Here is a 19,738-nt window from a genome sequence, read left to right on the forward strand (position 1 = left end):
GGGGTACTCCCCATAAATAGGCGATAACGCAGCATAAATGCCAAACATGCGCTGCCCTTCGGGTTCTGCCTAGGGGCGATAAACTCTTTGTTACTCGGTTTTTACTTAGCCCACTAGGTTACAAACCTCGCGCCGCGATTTAATCGCCCCTAGATTGAACAAATTTCAATCCACGAAGATCAACACGTCCTAGCTAAAACTCTCTAGGCGATACAAATTCACCACTTTGTATTTGCTCATATGTTTGTTGGGCAAGTGTATCTAGACTATCTAAATTTTTACCATTACTCATAAGTTGGTGTTCTATTGGTAATAAATCGATGTTTTCAATGCCAGACATTTGCGCAACCTTAGAAAAAATATACGCATGCTTAAGCTTATCGTGTTTATAAAACAGACTAATAAGTGATGTGTAAACTTCAGGGTTTGGCTCAATACCTTTTTTATTTAACTCAAGCGTTTTATAAAGCAGATCTATTGTTTTTTCATCATCAAACTTAATATAGTAAGACGCTAAAAAAAATTGCATTTCGGCACTCTGCGTTACGCTTTTATCGTTTTCTAAGGCGAGTAATTTATTAAGTGCACTTTGGTCGTTGTTTCGAGACCAATGATAGTAAAGTAAACCTGGGTGATTAGTTTTTTGAGTGTCTTGATATAAGCGCGTCATTTCTTTGATACTGGTTAGTTGTCCTTCAATGCGCGATGTTGTCTTAGATTTTAGCTTTTTATGCTCTATTTTTGCAGCTAACGTAATACACTGATTATAAGACTCAAAGCCTTTGAGCAATTGGTATTTATTTTCATCTGTTGGTTTTTTATATTCAGTGTAGCGCTTTAAAATAACTACAGAGCGCTCATTCTTACAATGGCTGTCTTTATTTAGATCACTACAAAACCCAGGTGTCTCTTTACAAACCTGAGCGAGTGTTAGTGGTTCATCACACCCTGTTAACGCTAGCATTGTTAGTAATACGCTTGCTCTTAAAACCATCCCTTAACCCCAAATGAATATATACGTAACTATTCTAACGTAATCATTTGTGCTCTAACAGTAGAGAATAACTTAAGATTAACTTAGAATAGCCCTGCCTAAAGTGTATTACTCTCAAAATATAGTGCACTTTCAAAGGCTATCCGTTCAAAATGTTAAATTTAGGTAAATAAAATGACCTCATCTCACGAATTAGAATATACAAATAGTTGGCAAGAGCGCCAAGATTACGCCGAAAGCATGCAACCTATCATTGGTAAGCTTTATCGTAACCGTGGCATAGAAATCGCTGTATATGGCCGTCCTCTCGTTAATGCCAGTACAATAGATATTATCAAGTCTCATAAAACTGTAGCGCAGTTTGAAGGCACAAAATTACGTTTACGTGAAAGCTTCCCGTTTTTAGAAGCGATTAGTAAAATGGAGTTAAACTCTGCCCGTATAGATATTGGTAAACTTGCTTATAGCTACTTGTATACTGATGCAGCTAATGGCCGTACTGTAGACGAATTTGTAAAAGCTGAACTTGCAGAAATAGCTGATTTACCAGCGAAAGAGCCACGCGATGTAGTACTTTATGGCTTTGGCCGAATCGGTCGCTTATTAGCACGCTTATTAATTGAAAAGTCAGGCCCATATGCCGATTTACGCTTACGTGCAATTGTTGTACGTGGTGGTAAAGATGGCGACCTAGAAAAGCGCGCTAGCTTATTACGTCGAGATTCAATTCACGGGCCTTTTAATGGTTCAATTACAATTGATAAAGAGCGTAATGCAATTAAAGCTAACGGTAGCTACATTCAAGTAATTTACGCTAACTCTCCAAGCGAAATTGATTACACAGCTTATGGCATCGAAAATGCGCTGATTGTTGATAACACAGGTATTTGGAAAGATGAAGCAGGCCTTGGTCAGCATTTAGAGTGTAAAGGTGCTGCAAAAGTATTATTAACTGCACCGGCTAAAGGCAATATTAAAAACATCGTGTATGGTGTGAATAACCAAGATATTTTGCCTGCTGATAAAATTGTATGTGCAGCAAGTTGTACTACTAATGCCATTACGCCAACACTTAAAGCATTAAACGATAAATTTGGTATTAATAATGGCCATGTAGAAACTGTACACTCGTACACAAACGATCAAAACCTTATTGATAATTACCACAAAGCAGAGCGTCGCGGCCGTGCTGCAGCGCTTAACATGGTAATTACCGAAACAGGTGCAGCTAAAGCGGTTTCTAAAGCATTACCAGAACTTGAAGGTAAATTAACGGGTAACGCAATCCGTGTACCTACACCAAATGTATCGCTTGCTATTTTAAATCTTAATTTAGAAAAAGGGACATCGGTTGAAGAGCTTAACGCGTTTTTACGTGAAACAGCGCTTCATTCAGAGCTGCGAGATCAAATTGATTACACTGCTTCTACAGAAATCGTATCTACCGATTTAGTAGGTAGCCGTTATGCAGGTGTTGTTGATTCACAAGCAACTATTGTTGAAGGTAACCGTGTAGTACTTTACGTTTGGTACGACAATGAATTTGGCTACAGCTGCCAAGTTGTTCGCTGTATGCGTGATATGGCTGAAGTAGCCTTCCCAAGCCTACCTCGCTAAATTAATAATAAATCACTAAGCCAGCTTTTTTGCTGGCTTTTTTAGTCGCGTAATATTTTTAAAGTGTACCCTGTGTGATAGGCTTTAATTATTGAAATGTGTACAGCGGTTATGCCGTAATTATGCATTTTACTATTTATAAAATAGTGTCAGTTCTGCAAGTTAAGCAGATAAACTTATTCTACCTTAAGGTTTTTTCATGAAAATCAGCAGCAATTTTGATAGTGGTAACATAAATGTTATCGAAGCCACCGATCCTTTAAATATTCAATTAGAGATTAATAGCGATCACCAGTCTGAATTTTATCAGTGGTTTCACTTTCGTCTTGAAACAACACCTTACCAATTGCATAAGTTAAACATTAATAATCTTGAAAAATCGGCATACCCAGATGGCTGGGATGGATATCAAGCAGTTGCATCGTACGATCGCCAAACATGGTTTCGTGTACCTTCTAATTACGAAAATGGCACGCTTACATTTGAGCTAGAGCCAGAAAGCGGCAGTGTTTACTTTGCATACTTTGTGCCTTACAGCTACGAGCGTCATTTAGATTTATTATCGTGGGCGCAAAGCGAAGAGCTATGCCAATTACAAACCCTTGGCGAAACACTAGATGGTCGCGATATGAGCGTACTTAAAATTGGCCAACCAAGCGAAGATAAAAAAACAATCTGGATCACAGCACGCCAACACCCAGGTGAGACTATGGCAGAGTGGTTTGTAGAAGGCTTATTGCATAAATTACTTGATGATGAAGACCCGCATGCAGCGGCGCTTTTATCTAAAGCTGTTTTTTACATTGTGCCAAACATGAACCCTGATGGGAGTGTACGCGGGCACCTTCGTACCAATGCTAAAGGCGTTAACTTAAATCGTGAATGGCAAACACCAAGCATGGAAAATAGCCCTGAGGTTTACTTAGTGCTTAATAAAATGCGCGAAACAGGCCTAGACATGCACTTAGATATACATGGTGATGAAGCAATCCCATACAACTTTGTTGCAGGTAGTGAAGGTATCCCAAGTTACGATGATCGTTTAAAAGATTTAGAAGATAGTTTTAAAGCAGCGCTTTTAACTATTACTCCAGAATTTCAAGACGAACATGGCTACGATAAAGACGAACCGGGTAAAGCAAATTTAACGGTGGGCTCATCTGCAACAGCAGAAGAATTTAAAGCACTTACGTACACCGTTGAGATGCCGTTTAAAGATAATAACGACCTACCAGACCCAGATTACGGCTGGTCTGACCGCCGTTCGTATCAATTTGGTCAAGATACTTTAGCGGCAATCGTAAATGTCGTTGATAAACTGAGATAAATTAGTATAAGGTAAGGGCAACAATAAAATGTTGCCCTTTTTTATTACAAAGTTTACAAATAATAAAAAATTAGCAATAGCAGCGTTATCGTATTATTTAGCTTTAACTGAGTAATACGCACTCAACAGTCTCAATTAAAATAATAAGAGGAATTCAGCGTGGATGTATTTGGACAATTTTTAGATAGCCTCGATGGCATGTTAGGAGGAGCTGTTTGGTTCCCATACGTGCTATTAGGGGTTGGTTTATTTTTTACTATATATTTAAAGTTCCCACAAATCCGTTATTTCAAACATGCGTGTAAAGTTGTAACTGGTAAGTTTGATAAAAAAGACACCGAAGGCGACACAACACATTTTCAAGCCCTTGCGACTGCGCTTTCTGGCACGGTTGGTACAGGTAACATTGGTGGCGTAGCACTTGCTATCTCTATTGGTGGTCCCGCAGCCTTATTTTGGATGTGGATGACCGCATTTTTTGGTATGACAACCAAATTTGTAGAAGTAACGCTTTCTCATAAATACCGCGAAAAAACAGAAGACGGCACTATGTCGGGCGGCCCTATGTATTACATGGATAAACGTCTAAACATGAAATGGCTAGCCATTTTATTTGCTGTTGCAACGGTAATTAGCTCATTTGGTACAGGCAGCTTGCCACAAATAAATAATATTGCCCAAGGTATGGAAGCAACATTTGGTTTTGCGCCAATGGCAACGGGTGCTGTTTTATCTATTTTACTAGCACTGGTAATTTTAGGTGGCATTAAACGTATTGCTGCAATTACATCACGCGTAGTACCGCTAATGGCCGCGGTTTATATTATTGGTGCGCTTGCTGTTATTTTTTACAATATTGAAAATATCGGCCCGTCATTTGCGTCAATCTTTATGGATGCCTTTACTGGTTCAGCAGCAGCAGGCGGCTTTTTAGGTGCGTCGTTCGCTTACGCGTTTAACAAAGGTGTAAACAGAGGTTTATTCTCAAACGAAGCGGGTCAAGGTTCTGCGCCAATAGCCCATGCTTCAGCAAAAGCAGATGAACCAGTATCAGAGGGTATAGTTTCTATATTAGAACCGTTTATTGATACCATCATCATTTGTACACTTACAGGCTTAGTTATTTTGTCTTCGGGTGTATGGAACGAGAAATTCGAAACTCACTTTGAACGCTCTTCAATGAGTATTATTAAAGGTGACTACTCTGAAACGAACGAAGCACAGCGCACTGAGCTATATAATTACTTAAATAATAACGACAGTAACATTGAGTTATTTACAGGTAATATTGACGTGGTCAATGGTGAGTCTATTACTACGGGCTACACCGTTATTAATTCGCGCTCAATTGCAGAAGATGTTCGTTTTGGTTTAACAGAAAAACATAAATATACAGGTGTTGTTGAAGTTAAAAACGGTATGCCAACTGACGACAGTATTAGCTTAGTCGGTAAATCGCTAGTGCATTCAGCTGAGCTGACAACTAAAGCGTTTACTAGAGGCTACTTTGGTGAAAGTGGGCAATATATTGTATCGATTGGCTTGTTGTTATTTGCATTCTCGACCGCTATTGCTTGGTCGTATTATGGTGACCGTGCAATGATTTACTTACTAGGGCACCGTTCAGTAATGCCGTACCGTGTATTTTATGTTGCAGCGTTCTTTTGGGCATCGTTTGCCGATACCACTTTAGTATGGAAATTGGCGGCCGTGGCCATAGTCGTTATGACTCTCCCTAACTTATTTGGCATCATGTTGCTGCGCAAAGAGATGAAACAGTCAGTAGATGACTACTGGGTTAAATTCAAAAAAGACAACGAGAAATAAAACACGTACAATAAAAGGCGCCGCAAGGCGCTTTTTTTATGCGTAGTATGGAGAGATGTATGGCGATTACTCGTTGCCCCAAATGTGCAAAATCAATTTCAGACAAACATAAGCAGTGTCCGCATTGCGGTAGTAATATTTCAGAGCTTAACGACGAGCAAGTTTTGCAGCTGCAACGTGAGCAGCGGATTAAAAAACGCCAGATGTTTATGAATCACTCTTTTTTGGCGCTAATCTTATTTTTAGGTGGCTTTTTCTGTTTATACTTTTTACAACCGCAAGAAGAATCCCTGCAGTGGTACGCCTACACACTCGCAATTGGAGTAGGGTGTATTTGGTACCTTATCAATCGTATTATTTTAGTATCTCTAAAAAAGAAAAAATGACATGAATATCGACAATCTAGTACAAAATATCACTCCCGAATTATTTGAACGCTTACAGTACGGTGCTGCAACAGGTAAGTGGCCTGATGGCACGGTGTTATCAGACGAGCAAAAGCAACAAACTGTGCAATTAGTTATGCTGTACCAAGCTAAAGTGGCTCAATCAAACGAGCAGTTTACCATTGGTGCAAATGGCGAAATGATCCAAAAAACAAAAGCACAACTACAAAAAGAATTTAAATCAGACAACGAAATAGCTAGGTTTAGTGAACATGATCTTTAAACACCTTTTTACACCAAAATGGAAACACCCAAAACAGCAAGTTCGTCTAGAAGCAATTGAAAACCTAGATGTACAGCGCGATGCTACAATTTTAAATACACTAGCCCTTGAAGATAATTCGGCTGAAATTCGTCGTAAAGCACTGCAAAAAATGAACGACTTAGCGCTGTGGTGGAAAGCATATAAACAAGATCAAGCGCTAAAAGATGTTGCTGAACAACAAATCTCTAATGCAGTATTAAGCGACGAAAGTGCGCTGTCTTCACATATTAAAACTGAATACATTGAGCGTTTTGCGCCAGTTAAAACACTTGAAAAACTAGCATTTGCTGAAAAAGAGCTTCAAGTACGCGTTAAGCTTTTAAAGCGTTTGGCTAACCCTAAACTTATCGAAAAAGCCTTTAAAGAAGGCAGCGAAGAGTTACAAGCTCATTTAGTAGAGCTTGTTATTACGCATCAACTTACAAAGCCTTTATTAAAACACGCTAAAGGCAGCGCTAAGCAGAGCTTAGAAACACATATAGAAAATGAACGTTTGGCAATAGAAATGCCAGCGCAAGTAGAGGCTTCTACACGTGTAATTTTAGCGAAGTTAAATGCACTTCGTGATAAAACAGACTACGCAATCGTTAATCCTCAATCGAGTGATTTAATGGCGCAGTGGCAAGCTCTAGAGCTTAAATGGTTAAGTGCTGAACATGTTAAAGCACTTGATGCTAAGTACATTACTATTACCGACAAGCTTGATGCACATATTGCAGTACTTAAAGAGCAACATGTTAAAGAGCAAGAAAAATTAGCTTTACAACAACGTCAGGTACTTGCGCTTGCTACTCTTGAGGCTTTAAGTGAAGAAATTGAGAATGCATTACAGCTCGGACTAGAAACGCCTGAGCAAATTCAACAAGATTGGTTAGATGCAAAAGTAGCTCAGGCTAAGCAATCGCTAAGCGATTCACAACTTGCTAATAACGAGCAATCAAAACAAGTAATTAATAAGCTAGAAAAATTATTTACTCAAGTTGCTAAGTTACCAGAGCTTACAAGTGCAATTAAAGAGTATAAATTAGCCTATGCGATACTGTGTGACATACAGCCGGCTGAGCAATTAAGTGATTACGATGATTCCTTAAATGCCTTTAATAGTGCGTTTAAAGCTGCTCGCAGCCATTTAAATACGCTTGATGGGTCACTTGCACAAAACTTTAAAACACAGCTAAATGCTAACAAAAAGCAATTTTTAGCTGCTATGAGTGAGTTAACCAAGCCACTTGAGAAAAATCAAAGCCAAGCTAAACGTAAAGCACGCGATGTAAAGCGCCTAATTGAAGAAGGCCGTTTTAATGTAGCGTTTGGTGTTTTTAAAGGCTTTGAAGAGCTATTTAATACACTAACTGCACATTATCAACAGCCATTAGTAAATATTAAAGCAGAACTTGAAGCGCAACTTGCAGATGCTAAAGATTGGCAAAAATATGCAGCAGCGCCAAAGCGTGAAGCGCTACTTGAAGAAGTAACGGCTTTAGTTGGCGAAGAGTGTACCGATCCGCAGCAGCGCGCTGATCAAGTTAAAACTTTACGTAAACGTTGGAACGAGCTAGGGCGCCTTGATACTGAGCAAGAAAAGCAACAAGGCGAGCAGTTTGATGACAAAATTGAGCAATTGTTTGCGCCTTGTCGTAGCTACTTTGCAGAGCAAGAAGTAGCGAGAGAAGCCGCTAAAACTCAGCGTGAAACTATAATTGCTGATATGAGCGCTTTACTTTCAGAGCCTTGCAATGACGATGGCTTTGACTGGAAGCAATATGAGAGCCAATACAATCGCTTAAACAAAGCATGGCGCAGTGTAGGTAAAGTTGACCCTAAAACATACCGCGTATTAAACGATCGTTACAAAAAAGAGCAGCAGCAAGTACTTGCAACACTTAATGCGTTTCATAAAGCAAATGCAGCTCAAAAAAATGAACTCGTTGAAAAAGCACAGCAACTATCACAAAGCGATGATCTTGCAAGTGCATGTCAAGAGCTAAAACAGCTTCAACAGCAATGGCAAACAATAGGCTTTGCAGGCTTAAAAGCTGAAAACGCACTGTGGCAAAAGTTTCGTCAATTTAATGATGAAACCTTTACTAAACGAAGCAGCGAATTTGAAGAGCAAAAACTTGCTCAAAACGAAAGCGATAAACAAGCTGCAGTTGAACTGACCGAACTTGAAGATGCACTTGATAGTGTGAATCAAAAAGCGCAATTGCATGATCTAGAAACTAAAGTGAAAGGTTACGCTCAATACAAATCACTCACAGGTAAAGTAAACAGCCTACTTGAAGCGATAGAGCACAAGTTAGCATTGCTTAACAGCCAAGCAGAACAAGCTAATTTAGATGCACTATTTAGCGCCATTGAAAATAACGATGTATTGCCAAGCCAATACCAAACATCGTTAATAACATCACTGAGCCGTGAGCAATTACTCACTAGAATGGAAATTTTAGCCAACGTGAGCTCAGAAAATGCATCGCTTAGAATGGCTGAACAAGTTGCAATGCTAGATGATAAACACCGTGGTGAACATGCTGATTTAAACTATTATTTAAAGCAGTTGTTAGCGCTCAGTAAGGGTTCAGTTGAGCCTGAGACACTAGCTAAAATTAAAACAATTTTTACAGCATAATAATGTAATACGCCTGTACTAAATACAGGTAATGCATTGTAAAAGCCGCTGTTAAAGCGGCTTTTTTATAATTAAAATTAATATAAGGGATCCTCATGAGAGTATTACTACTGATTGCAACAACACTATTTTTGGCGGCATGTAACACAACCCAAGGTGTATCTGTTTACTCGTTCACTAACGCAGAAGTTGAAACCGTATTGGGTAAGCAATTACCAAAGCTAAGCGAAAAAGTGAGTTTAATGGGGTTGCCAGTTCAGTTTGATGTAAACGATTTAAGTGTAAATATTGGCCCAGATAACCGCGATGTCGTTGTATTAGGTGCTGACTCAAGCGCTGAAATTAACGCTTTTGCACTAAAATACCCTGTGCGTTTAAAGCTGCAGATAGAAGGCAGCCCATTTTACGATAGTGAGAAAAAAGCGGTGTTTTTACGAAATGTAAAGCTACTTGATTCAAGTGTAGACGCCGGTGGTTTTAAAGGTAACTTAGGTGCGCTTGATAGCCAAGCTATGGAAGTAATTAACGCCTTTTTAGCGGTTAACCCTGTTTATACGTTAAATATGGACGACCCTAAAATAATGCTACTGAGTAAATTACCTCTTGATATGAAAGTGGCTGAGGGTGCAATTAAGTTAGTACCTCGTCTTTAAGTAGATCTAGCGCGGCGCCATTTACGTATTATTTAGACTTACTTTATTAGGCTCTAAATTATGGCAGCACCGCGCAGCATTCCTACCTCACGACTCTCTCGATTTGCAAAGCTAGGCTCTTTAGCCAGTGGCGTTGCCGCCAATATATTAATAGACGGTACTAAAAGTGCTTTAAGTGGTAATGGCTGGGATAACAAAAGTTTACTGCTACAGCCTAAAAATATCGAAAAACTAGCCACTGAGCTTGCGCATCTTAGAGGTGCTGCAATGAAGCTTGGGCAGTTACTCTCAATGGATGCTGGTGAGCTACTAAGCCCTGAGCTTACGAAGCTATTAGCACTACTTCGATCAGATGCTAACCCTATGCCCCATAAACAGTTAATTGCAGTGTTAAAGCAGCAGTGGGGAGATCATTGGCTTGAGAGATTTTCACATATAGAGTTAAGGCCCTTTGCTGCAGCCTCTATCGGACAGGTGCATTTAGCGTATCAAGAAAATGGTGAAAAACTGGCTATAAAAATTCAGTATCCAGGTATCGCAAAAAGTGTAGAAAGTGACGTAGATAATGTTATCTCACTTTTAAATATAGCGCGCTTAATTCCCAAAGAGCTGGATATAAAACCATTGGTAAGTGAGGCTAAAGCACAATTACTCGCTGAGGCTGATTATGCTTTAGAGGCGCATTTTATTACAAAGTATCACTATCTTTTAGCTGAAGATAAACGCTTTATCGTTCCTAAAGCATACACCGAGCACAATACTAAACAAATTTTGGCAATGCAGTATGTAAAAGCCTCTCCTATTGAAGCACTCAATGATTTAGCACAAAATGAGCAAAATCAGGTGGCTGCGGCACTTATTGATTTATTTTTTAAAGAAATGTTTGAGTTTAAGCTTATTCAAACTGATCCAAACTTTGCCAATTTTCATTACCAACGCGAGAGCAAAAAAATAGTGCTATTTGATTTTGGCGCCACGCGAGAAATATCCATGCAATTGAGTCAAGCTTACCTATCTTTGTTTAAAGCAGGGAGTGAAAACAACAGAGCGGGGGTGTTAGCCGCTGCAACTCAAATAGGTTACTTTAAAGATGATATTGTAGATAGTTATAAAAATCATGTAATTGACTTATTTTTAATGGCGTGTGAGCCGTTAAGAGTCGATGGTGATTTTGACTTTAAAAACAGCATTTTGGCTAACAATATTAAAAATGCAGGGCTTGAGCTGAGCGCTCAATCGCAGCAATGGCACACCCCACCTGTCGATGCGCTTTTTATTCATCGTAAATTAGCTGGGCTTTATTTAATTGCAGCCAAGTTGAATGCAAAAATAAATATTAAAGCGTTATTTAAGCCTTATATCTAATTGCTTACTATTTAACTGAACAACACACTGGTTTATGGCATAATACTCGCGATATTTCGCGAGGTTATTGCAATGATAAAACAATTTTTAAACGACCCTAAACTATTACTTAATGCGGTAGGTGAGGGGATTTATGGTTTTGACTTATCCGGCAATGCTGTATTTGTAAACCCTGCAGCTGAGCGCATGACCGGTTGGAAAGCCGATGAATTGCTTGGTAAAAAAATACACCAATACCATCACCATAGCCACGCAGACGGCACACCTTACCCTGCAGACGAGTGCCAAATATATTGCACTATGTTTGATGGCAAACGCCGCGAAATCAAAAATGAAGTATTTTGGCGAAAAGACGGTAGCTCATTTGCTGTAGAGTACACGTCAACGCCTGTTTATCGTAATGACCAGCTAATCGGTGCTGTAGCGGTATTTCGCGATATATCGGCGCAGCAGCGTACACAAAACGAGTTACATAATGCACTTGCGCAGGTTAAACATTTAAGCGAGCAGCTTAAAGATGAAAACAGTTATTTAATTGCTGAGCTTAATGAGGACTGGCAAGACTCAGGGTTAGTTGGGCAAAGCCATATTTTTCAAACCATGCTTGAGCAAATAAAGCTAGTAAGCGAGACCGACAGTACCGTATTAATACTTGGCGAAAATGGAACAGGCAAAGAATTAGTCGCACGTAACCTGCACCGATTGAGTAAGCGTAATAATCAAGCCTTCATAAAAGTAAATTGTGCTGCGTTTACGCCTAGTTTATTAGAGTCGGAGCTATTTGGGCACGAAAAGGGCGCTTTTACAGGCGCTAGCGAGCGCCGCAAAGGCCGCTTTGAACTAGCTAATAAAGGCACATTATTTTTAGACGAAATTGCAGAGCTGCCATTAGAAGCGCAAAGTAAATTATTAAGAGTGTTACAAGAGCAGGAGTTTGAACGCGTTGGCGGCAGCACAACACTTAAAGTAAACATTAGGGTAATAGCGGCAACTAACCGTGATTTATGGCAAATGGTGCAAAAGGGCAGTTTTAGAATCGATTTATATTATCGGCTCAATGTATTTCCTATTACAGTGCCAGCACTTAAAGACCGAAAAGAAGACATTCCATATTTATGCACAAATTTAATTACTCAGCTTAACAAGCGCCTTGGAAAACAATTAAGTGGTTTGAGCAAAAAGGCAATTAGCCAATTACAAGCATATGACTGGCCAGGTAATATTCGCGAGTTACAAAATGTACTTGAACGCGAAGCTATTTTATCTAAACATCAGGTACTTAAGTTAACTCAGCCGTTAACGCTAAAAGATCAGCACCCAATTAATCCCGCCCTTACCCTCGATGAGGCACAAAAACAACATATTATAAGTGTACTTGAGCTATCGCACTGGCAAATATCAGGCGATAAAGGCGCTGCTGCTAAGCTGGGCTTGCCAGAGAGCACCCTAAGATCAAAAATGCGTAAGCTAGGAATTATACCAATCCGCAATAATACTTAATCATTTTTAGGGGCTAAAAGTGTTGCTATCTGCGTTAAAAAATTCTCATTTAGAACAACTAAATAGCGAATTTTTTGCCTAGCTATCAACACGTTTATCTGTCCTCAAAATCGATCACTTAATTAAGCGGATTGGTATTAATAAAAATTCGTGATATATCGCGATTTACGTTTTATTTCGCGAGGGTATGATTTTATTCGGCATCAATAATTGTTTAATATCAATGATTTAATTTAACTTTCAGGGTGGTCTGAAAGTTGCAATAGTTTACTTAATACCGTCACTATTAAGTAAGTACTATGAAGTTTGATATTAAAGAAGAAGACATGATCATCAAGCCCTATAAAACAGAAGGGCCTATTTATATTCGCGAGCAAAAAGGTTTTTTTCAGCGAATACGCCGTAACCTAGGTTGGTTGCTTATGCTCACATTTGTAGCTATTCCTTGGTTGCAATATAAAGGTCAGCAAGCTGTTTTGCTTGATGTAGCAACTCAAAAATTTACAATCTTTGGCTTAACCTTACTTCCGCAAGACTTTATGATTTTAGCCCTGCTATTTATGGTGGGCGCCTTTGCGTTGTTTTTTGTAACTAACTGGTTGGGGCGAGTTTGGTGTGGTTATACTTGTCCGCAAACTATTTGGATGCTGATGTTTTCTTGGGTTGAGCAGCGTATAGAGGGCACTCGCAATCAACGTATCAAGCTAGATAAATCAAAATGGACATTGAGCACTTGGCGTAAAAAAATCACTAAGCACAGTGCATGGATTGTAATATCGGTGCTAACTGCTACCTCATTTATGGCTTATTTTATACCCGCTAAAAGTTTATACATGGAAATGTTCACTTTTGAGTGGTCAGGCATTACTAGCTTTTGGGTATTTTTATTTGCATTATGTACTTACGGAAACGCCGGGTTTTTACGTGAAAAAATGTGCACAGTTGCTTGCCCGTATTCTCGTTTTCAATCGGTTATGTTCGATAAAGACACTTTGGTGGTTACTTACGATAGTGCACGAGGCGAAAACCGGGGACCGCGTAAACGCAAAGCCGATCCTAAAGCGCTTAATTTAGGTGATTGTGTAGACTGTAATTTATGTGTAGAGGTGTGCCCTGCAGGTATAGATATACGCAATGGTTTACAGTATGAGTGCATAAACTGTGGTTTATGTATTGATGCCTGCGACGACACAATGGATAAGTTTGGCTATCAAAAAGGATTAATTAAATACGCTAGCGAAAAGCAAATGGAAGGCAAAAAAACCAATCCATTTAGGTTAAAGCTACTTGGCTATGGTGCGTTAACTGCTGTATTGATTATCTCAATGTTTGCATGGATGTTACAGCGCACGCCTATCGAGGCTTCAGTACTTCGCGATAGAAACGCGCTTTACAGAGTGAACTACGAAGGCTTGGTAGAAAACCCTTATACGCTAACGATTATTAATAAAACGCAGCAGCCTATGCATTACAGCATTGCTATTGAGGGATTGGCAGGCGCGACACTTACAAGTCCTAAGTCAACACTTGTACAACCGGGTGTAATGAAGAGCGTACCGGTTACCGTTACGGCAGACGGCTACGATATTGAGCAAAAAGCAACTAAACTTAAATTTATAGTAACAGCGCAAGAAGATGCCAGCATCACTATAACCAAAGATAGCCAATTTTATAAAAATTAGTACAGTATACGAGCAGTATATAAACGGTGACTTGAGCCTTACTTAGCTCAAGTCATGGTTTAATTCATTTAAGATAAATTGCTTTGCCGACTCTAGATTATCAAAAAGACAATCTTTAAACGAAACATCTCTTTTGGCGTTTTGCATTATTCGTTGCATTTGGCTTATAGCAATAGGTGATGTAAGCACAAACGCGCTAATTAAACAGTTGTTTTGCTGCATGCTATGGCTGATTGTTACCATTTCTTGTTCGGCCTGTGGTGTTGCAGCAATAACGTTTGATGAGTCACTTATATAACCCCATTGCTCGCCTTTAAATGATTGAATAGTATCAAAAAGTGCAGCTTTAAAATTACTTAGAAGCTCAAGTTCTAGATTTCCGCTAAATTGCGCAATAACTATATTATCTTCAAGCGATAAATTAACGTGTCCATTTTTATTTTTATATTCCATTAATACTTCCTAAATTAGCTTTTTATTTAAATTTAGTTTAGCAGCCAAAAGGGTACAAGCGGCTGCTAACTTATTAAAGTGTTTTAATAAAGTTAAGCGCGCTTTTAATAACTGCTACTTGCGCCAATATACATTCTTCATCTGTGGCTGTTGGGCTATCTGGGTATACCTCTGTTGTAGTTACATAGGGGGCATCTGTAAAGCCCATACATAAACCTAAATCGCGTGCCGCGTAGTTAATAACGCCAAATTGCTCTTGGGGTACGCCAATAAGCTGATTATTTTCATCACTTGGCGCAATATGAGTAACCTTTGCCACATCTTCAATAATTACTTTTTGAAATTCAGGTTCAGGTTTATTGGTATCTGCCACTAAATAAAAACCATCAGGTATGTTCCAATTAGTGTTTGTGGTGCCTTCTCGTGCTGCAAGTGCAGGTCTAAATTCGCTGTTATCGCTGTCGGTTGTTTCATGAAGGTCAATATGCGCTATAAGCTCTAAATCAAGAGACTTAACATATGCCATAATAGCAACCGATTCTGGCGCTGGGCTATTTTCATAAAATGAGCGATTAGGGTCAATCGCCGCAGGGTTCCAGCGGTTAATTGTTTCGTATCCCCAAGGGCTAATACATGGGGCAACAATAATATTAAACTGCTCTGAATATTGCAGAGCCGATGTTTTAGCAAACCTAAGTGCGCCATGTACGCCACTGGTTTCGTAGCCGTGCACACCACCGGTGATTAAAATAGTCGGTTTGTTTTTATCTAACTGAGGTGTTTTTAAAACATATAAAGGGTAGTTACCCGCAGCGTAATTAAGCTCGCCGTATTGCTCAACAGTTAATGAATTTTTTAGCTCGTTAATTAAAGACACAACGTCATTTTGGTAGCTGCGTTTAATGCTTTGGCTTTTAAACCACTGGTCTTTATCGTTGTTATTCCATTTAGTGCCAGGTGTTCCAATAGGATAGGTGCTATGAGTCATAATTAACCTTTATATAGTACTAATGCGCTTACTGTTTATAAAAAAGGCAGAGGCAACTAGTAAATTACTTAATAAAGGCATAGCTTAACGCTGAGTAAAATAGCGTGCAAATTAAAACGTTAAAGTCATGTTTTTAATAGCACGAGACTGCTGAGCTTTAATGTAACTTTGATCTGTAAACTCATCAGCAATATTACCAAAGCGCTCTCGTATAACGCTAAGCGTTAAATTACACGACTTACTGTGGTCTATCTGTGTGTTTTTAAACATATCAAGATTTTCAAGGGGTATTTCAAGGTGTGACGCAGAAAGCTCTAAGGTGCTTGATTGAATAAGCGAGTCGTTGCTTAACGTTATACAGCTACTAGTTAGCTCTACATAGCTTGTACTATTAGGATCTGTTCCATCAAGCTGTAAAGTTAACGTACTATCAATCTTAAATGGTTGTTCATTGCTTGGGGTTAAAATAATAAAGTTTAGTGGTAGCTCTACGTTTGAGCTGGCACTTATGCCATTACTTCGCCCAAATATTATTTCAAATAGTTGACTGTCGTCAGTTGCGTTTATATAAGCTTGGTAGTCAACATCTAAAAAATCGGTATCTTTTTTAAGTGTTACAACGCTACTATTAACAACTGCTTGCAGCGTATCAGTGTCACTTAAAACAACGTTAGAGCCACTGATATCATCCACGTTTAGCTCGGCGTTAACGCGCGTTTTACTTCCATCAGACACCAATTTAAATCCAGCCCAAATATCTTTTGTTTCTACTAGGTCTGATTCAGTTTCTGAATTACAGGCACATAAAGCTAAAATAAGTGCTGCAGACATAACGCATTTTTTAAACATAATTAGCTCCTTTAATAGTATTTGCCTGTAAACGTAACAGTGGGTTAATTAACTGTAATGTAATTGTAAGTTTGCATTGTTACACATAGAGCGCTCAGTAAATGTTTAAATTTGTTAACGCTTGTAATGAAAAGTTTAAATAATAGATCTAAATATAAGTTTGGCGTTTAATTAACATACTAAAACCTATTTTATTACGCTAAATGTATTACAAAAGAGTATGTTACAATTAAATCAAAGCATGTTTTGATATTGAGTATTATGGCGCAGTATATTGCTACTCCAAGTTGGCTAGGCCGTTTTTTTACCCGCATTAAACACGTAAGCATTGAGCAAACAGAGCTTGTCGTGCACTTTAAAAATGCGCAAACACAGCGTTTTTTAATTAAAGACTTCTATAATTTTTCCGCACTAAATAACCGCGTGTTTAGTGCTAAAATAATCCTAAGCGATGACCGCAACACATCCATTAGCTTTTTAAATAAAGCGCAAGCTCACGCTTTAAGCTGTGCAATTAACAACCAGTTTTCGCAACTGCTTGAGCAAAAGGTTAACAACGCTAAAGCAGTATTAAAGCGTTATGCTTTAGATGAATTTTTACGTGATAGTTCCCTAAAAACACTTAAAAATAATGTATTTTTGCTAGGTAGCCATTACAACAAAAGTAAGAATACATGGCTTGAGCATTTATCCCCCGCCAGTATTAAATTTTTAAATATACTTAGTAGCACGCCTGATAATGCTCATGCAGTGGCATTACTGCGCCAAAAATATGAGCAAAAACACCTAACTCTTAAAAATGATTTTTTTAATAAAATAGAATCAAACCCACTCACTACAGAGCAGCGTTTAGCAGTAATACGCGATAATGATAAAAACTTAGTGTTAGCCGCTGCGGGTACAGGTAAAACATCTGTCATGGTGGCAAAAGCATTAAATTTAATAACCAGTGACATTGCAAAGCCTGAACAAATTTTAGTGTTAGCGTATAACAAAAGTGCTGCTAACGAGCTTAAAGAGCGCTTTATTAACCGCGCGGTACAGGCAAAATTACCATGCAAAACACCGACAATTTTAACGTTTCATGCTTTGGGTCTAAAGTTATTACAAAGTGCAAAAAAACCGGTTGAACTGTCAAAATTTGCCACCGATCCAATATTATTAAATAGTTGGCTTACCCAGTGGGTAAGCAAAAAACTACAAGCAGACCCTAAATTTTTAAAAACATTTGTAGATTTGCTGCACGAGCCTATAGATATATTTAGCTTTAATAATAATGCAGAGTATGAGCGATATGTGCGCGACAATGAATATCGCAGCTTAGCGGGTCATAAAGTGAAAGGTTACCAAGAGCTGTTAATTTCAAATTGGTTGCATTTACACTCTGTAACGCATAGTTATGAAGCGACTTATCAGCCTACTTATACTGAGCAGTTGCAAAGCAAGTACCAACCAGATTTTTACATTCCTCAATACAATTTATATTTAGAGCATTTTGGAATAGATAGACGTGGTAATACGCGTGCCGACATAGATAAAAAACACTATAACGAGCAAATAGCGTTTAAACGTAAATTACATAAGCAAAACGGCACTACGTTGCTTGAAACCTTTCACTATAACTGGCTTGAGGGAAAGCTTGAACAAACCTTAGCTAAACAATTAAAACATCATAATGTTGAGCTTGTGCCTTTGAGTAGTGACGAAATATTTCATACTTTAAATAACTCTGGGCAATTACAACAAGGGGTTGATAAATACATAAAATGTTTGCAAGCCATTAGGGCAGAGCAATTATCTCACCAGCAAATAGAGAAGCGAATAAAGCAAAGCGGTATTAAAAACTATAAGCAATATGCAGCCTTGTTGATGCAAATTCATGATGCGTATGCAAATGAACTAAGCCTTCACAATAGTATTGATTTTGACGATATGATTATTCAAGCAACTAAGGCTGTAAAAAATGGGGATTTTAAAGTTCCATGGAGCCATATTTTAGTTGATGAGTTTCAGGATATATCAAGCGCGCGTATGGCGTTTTTAAACGCAATTATTAAACACGGCAATGGCATACGCTTTACAGCTGTGGGTGATGACTGGCAGGCTATTTATAGGTTCTCGGGTGGTAATTTGGCACTAACCACACAATTTAACGATCTTGTAGGTAGCCATTCACTAACGATGCTACAAAAAACATTTAGGTATAACAACAGCATAAGTGATGTGGCAGGGCGCTTTGTAATGCAAAACCCTGAGCAATATAAAAAACATATTATTACCCATACTCAGGTAAGTGCACCGCAAATTATTTTACTCGACGATTTATACCAAGGAACTAAATCAATCGAGATAAAAGTGCGGCAAACAATAAGTACCATTGAAAAAAATGATGCCTCGGCCAGTATTGCCATACTTAGCCGATACCGATACATGCTAAATGGTGTTCAACAGCATTTAAAAGGTAAAAAACACACTAACCCACTTTATTTTTGGACATTACACAGCGCAAAGGGCCTTGAAGCCGATTACTGTATTATCATTGGTTTTGAGCAAGGTAAATTAGGGTTTCCAAGTGATAACCAAGACAATTTGCTGGTGGATACTTTACTACCAAGGCAAGATAGCTTTACCCATTCTCAAGAGCGCCGTTTACTTTATGTAGGTATTACGCGTGCAAAGCATAAAAGTTATTTAATTGCCGACCCTTACGCTTGCTCAGCGTTTATTAAAGAATTAATAAATGACGATTACCCCATACACATAGCATCCGATCTTTTTAAAAAGTCGCAATTACAGCAAAGGCAATGTGTAACGTGCAGTGATGGATTAATCACACCTAAATCGGGTAAATACGGCGACTACTTTAGCTGCACTAATACTCAGCTATGTAAAACAAAACTTAGGGTATGTAAAAGCTGTAAAAGTCCATCGGTTGATAAAGTCACGTATTCGCAGTGTACGAATCAAGAGTGCCAAGCACGCCAACCTATTTGTGAACAATGCGGGCGCGAAATGCGATTACGTCAGTCTAAGCATGGTGAGTTTTTAGGGTGCAGTGGTTACGCATTAAAAGAGCACAACTGTAAAAATACCCGAAAAGTAAAAAATAATGTGATTTCTAATTAATCGAACGTAATACATCT

The 19,738-nt window shown here is 38.7% G+C and carries 15 protein-coding genes; 11 read left to right on the forward strand and 4 right to left on the reverse strand.

The window, feature by feature from the left end; genetic code table 11:
- Window positions 1–193 precede the first annotated feature (193 nt).
- On the reverse strand, window positions 194–994 hold the full coding sequence (locus CWC11_RS04140) for a DUF2989 domain-containing protein (protein WP_138681669.1): 801 nt from the start codon (window positions 992–994) through the stop codon (window positions 194–196).
- Window positions 995–1,168: 174 nt separating this feature from the next.
- On the opposite strand from CWC11_RS04140, the gene CWC11_RS04145 reads away from it, so the two are divergent.
- The 10 genes from CWC11_RS04145 (at window position 1,169) to ccoG (ending at window position 14,305) form a co-directional block, all read left to right on the forward strand.
- Window positions 1,169–2,611, forward strand: a complete 1,443-nt coding sequence (locus CWC11_RS04145; RefSeq protein WP_058549568.1) for a glyceraldehyde-3-phosphate dehydrogenase — start codon at window positions 1,169–1,171, stop codon at window positions 2,609–2,611.
- A 199-nt stretch (window positions 2,612–2,810) separates the two neighbouring features.
- The gene (locus CWC11_RS04150; RefSeq protein ID WP_138681670.1) at window positions 2,811–3,938 is read left to right on the forward strand and encodes a M14 family metallopeptidase; all 1,128 of its coding nucleotides are present in this window, start codon (window positions 2,811–2,813) and stop codon (window positions 3,936–3,938) included.
- A 159-nt stretch (window positions 3,939–4,097) separates the two neighbouring features.
- On the forward strand, window positions 4,098–5,765 hold the full coding sequence (locus CWC11_RS04155) for an alanine/glycine:cation symporter family protein (RefSeq protein WP_502704791.1): 1,668 nt from the start codon (window positions 4,098–4,100) through the stop codon (window positions 5,763–5,765).
- 59 nt (window positions 5,766–5,824) lie between these two features.
- Window positions 5,825–6,151: a zinc-ribbon domain-containing protein gene (locus CWC11_RS04160; protein ID WP_138681671.1), complete on the forward strand. Its 327-nt coding sequence runs from the start codon at window positions 5,825–5,827 to the stop codon at window positions 6,149–6,151.
- Between the two features lies 1 nt (window position 6,152).
- A complete protein-coding gene (locus CWC11_RS04165) occupies window positions 6,153–6,434 on the forward strand; it encodes a YeaC family protein (protein ID WP_058549572.1) in 282 nt (93 codons plus the stop codon).
- A complete protein-coding gene (locus tag CWC11_RS04170) occupies window positions 6,424–9,105 on the forward strand; it encodes a DUF349 domain-containing protein (RefSeq protein ID WP_138681672.1) in 2,682 nt (893 codons plus the stop codon). The genes CWC11_RS04165 and CWC11_RS04170 overlap by 11 nt, the downstream gene beginning before the upstream one ends.
- A gap of 95 nt (window positions 9,106–9,200) precedes the next feature.
- Window positions 9,201–9,758, forward strand: coding sequence for a YceB family lipoprotein (locus CWC11_RS04175; protein ID WP_138681673.1), 558 nt, complete (start codon window positions 9,201–9,203; stop codon window positions 9,756–9,758).
- Between the two features lie 60 nt (window positions 9,759–9,818).
- Window positions 9,819–11,123, forward strand: a complete 1,305-nt coding sequence (locus tag CWC11_RS04180; RefSeq protein WP_138681674.1) for an ABC1 kinase family protein — start codon at window positions 9,819–9,821, stop codon at window positions 11,121–11,123.
- 72 nt (window positions 11,124–11,195) lie between these two features.
- Entirely contained in the window at window positions 11,196–12,623 is a 1,428-nt protein-coding gene (locus CWC11_RS04185) for a sigma-54 interaction domain-containing protein (RefSeq protein ID WP_138681675.1), read from the forward strand.
- 299 nt (window positions 12,624–12,922) lie between these two features.
- Window positions 12,923–14,305 carry a cytochrome c oxidase accessory protein CcoG gene (gene ccoG, locus CWC11_RS04190; protein WP_138681676.1) on the forward strand — a complete coding sequence of 461 codons (1,383 nt, stop codon included), beginning with the start codon at window positions 12,923–12,925 and terminating at the stop codon, window positions 14,303–14,305.
- A 42-nt stretch (window positions 14,306–14,347) separates the two neighbouring features.
- Here ccoG and CWC11_RS04195 read toward each other — a convergent pair whose 3' ends face one another.
- The 3 genes from CWC11_RS04195 to CWC11_RS04205 all read right to left on the reverse strand — a co-directional run bounded on the left by CWC11_RS04195 (window position 14,348) and on the right by CWC11_RS04205 (window position 16,595).
- Entirely contained in the window at window positions 14,348–14,758 is a 411-nt protein-coding gene (locus CWC11_RS04195; protein ID WP_138681677.1) for a hypothetical protein, read from the reverse strand.
- 73 nt (window positions 14,759–14,831) lie between these two features.
- Window positions 14,832–15,746 (reverse strand): M14 family metallopeptidase, encoded by a 915-nt coding sequence (locus CWC11_RS04200; protein ID WP_138681678.1) that lies wholly within the window; start codon window positions 15,744–15,746, stop codon window positions 14,832–14,834.
- 111 nt (window positions 15,747–15,857) lie between these two features.
- Window positions 15,858–16,595 carry a hypothetical protein gene (locus CWC11_RS04205; RefSeq protein WP_138681679.1) on the reverse strand — a complete coding sequence of 246 codons (738 nt, stop codon included), beginning with the start codon at window positions 16,593–16,595 and terminating at the stop codon, window positions 15,858–15,860.
- 261 nt (window positions 16,596–16,856) lie between these two features.
- Here CWC11_RS04205 and CWC11_RS04210 point away from each other — a divergent pair, with 261 nt between their 5' ends.
- Window positions 16,857–19,721, forward strand: a complete 2,865-nt coding sequence (locus CWC11_RS04210; RefSeq protein ID WP_138681680.1) for a UvrD-helicase domain-containing protein — start codon at window positions 16,857–16,859, stop codon at window positions 19,719–19,721.
- Window positions 19,722–19,738 lie beyond the last annotated feature (17 nt).

This window comes from Pseudoalteromonas sp. S3178 (assembly GCF_005886985.1).
In the GTDB taxonomy this organism is placed as follows: Bacteria; Pseudomonadota; Gammaproteobacteria; order Enterobacterales; family Alteromonadaceae; genus Pseudoalteromonas; species Pseudoalteromonas carrageenovora.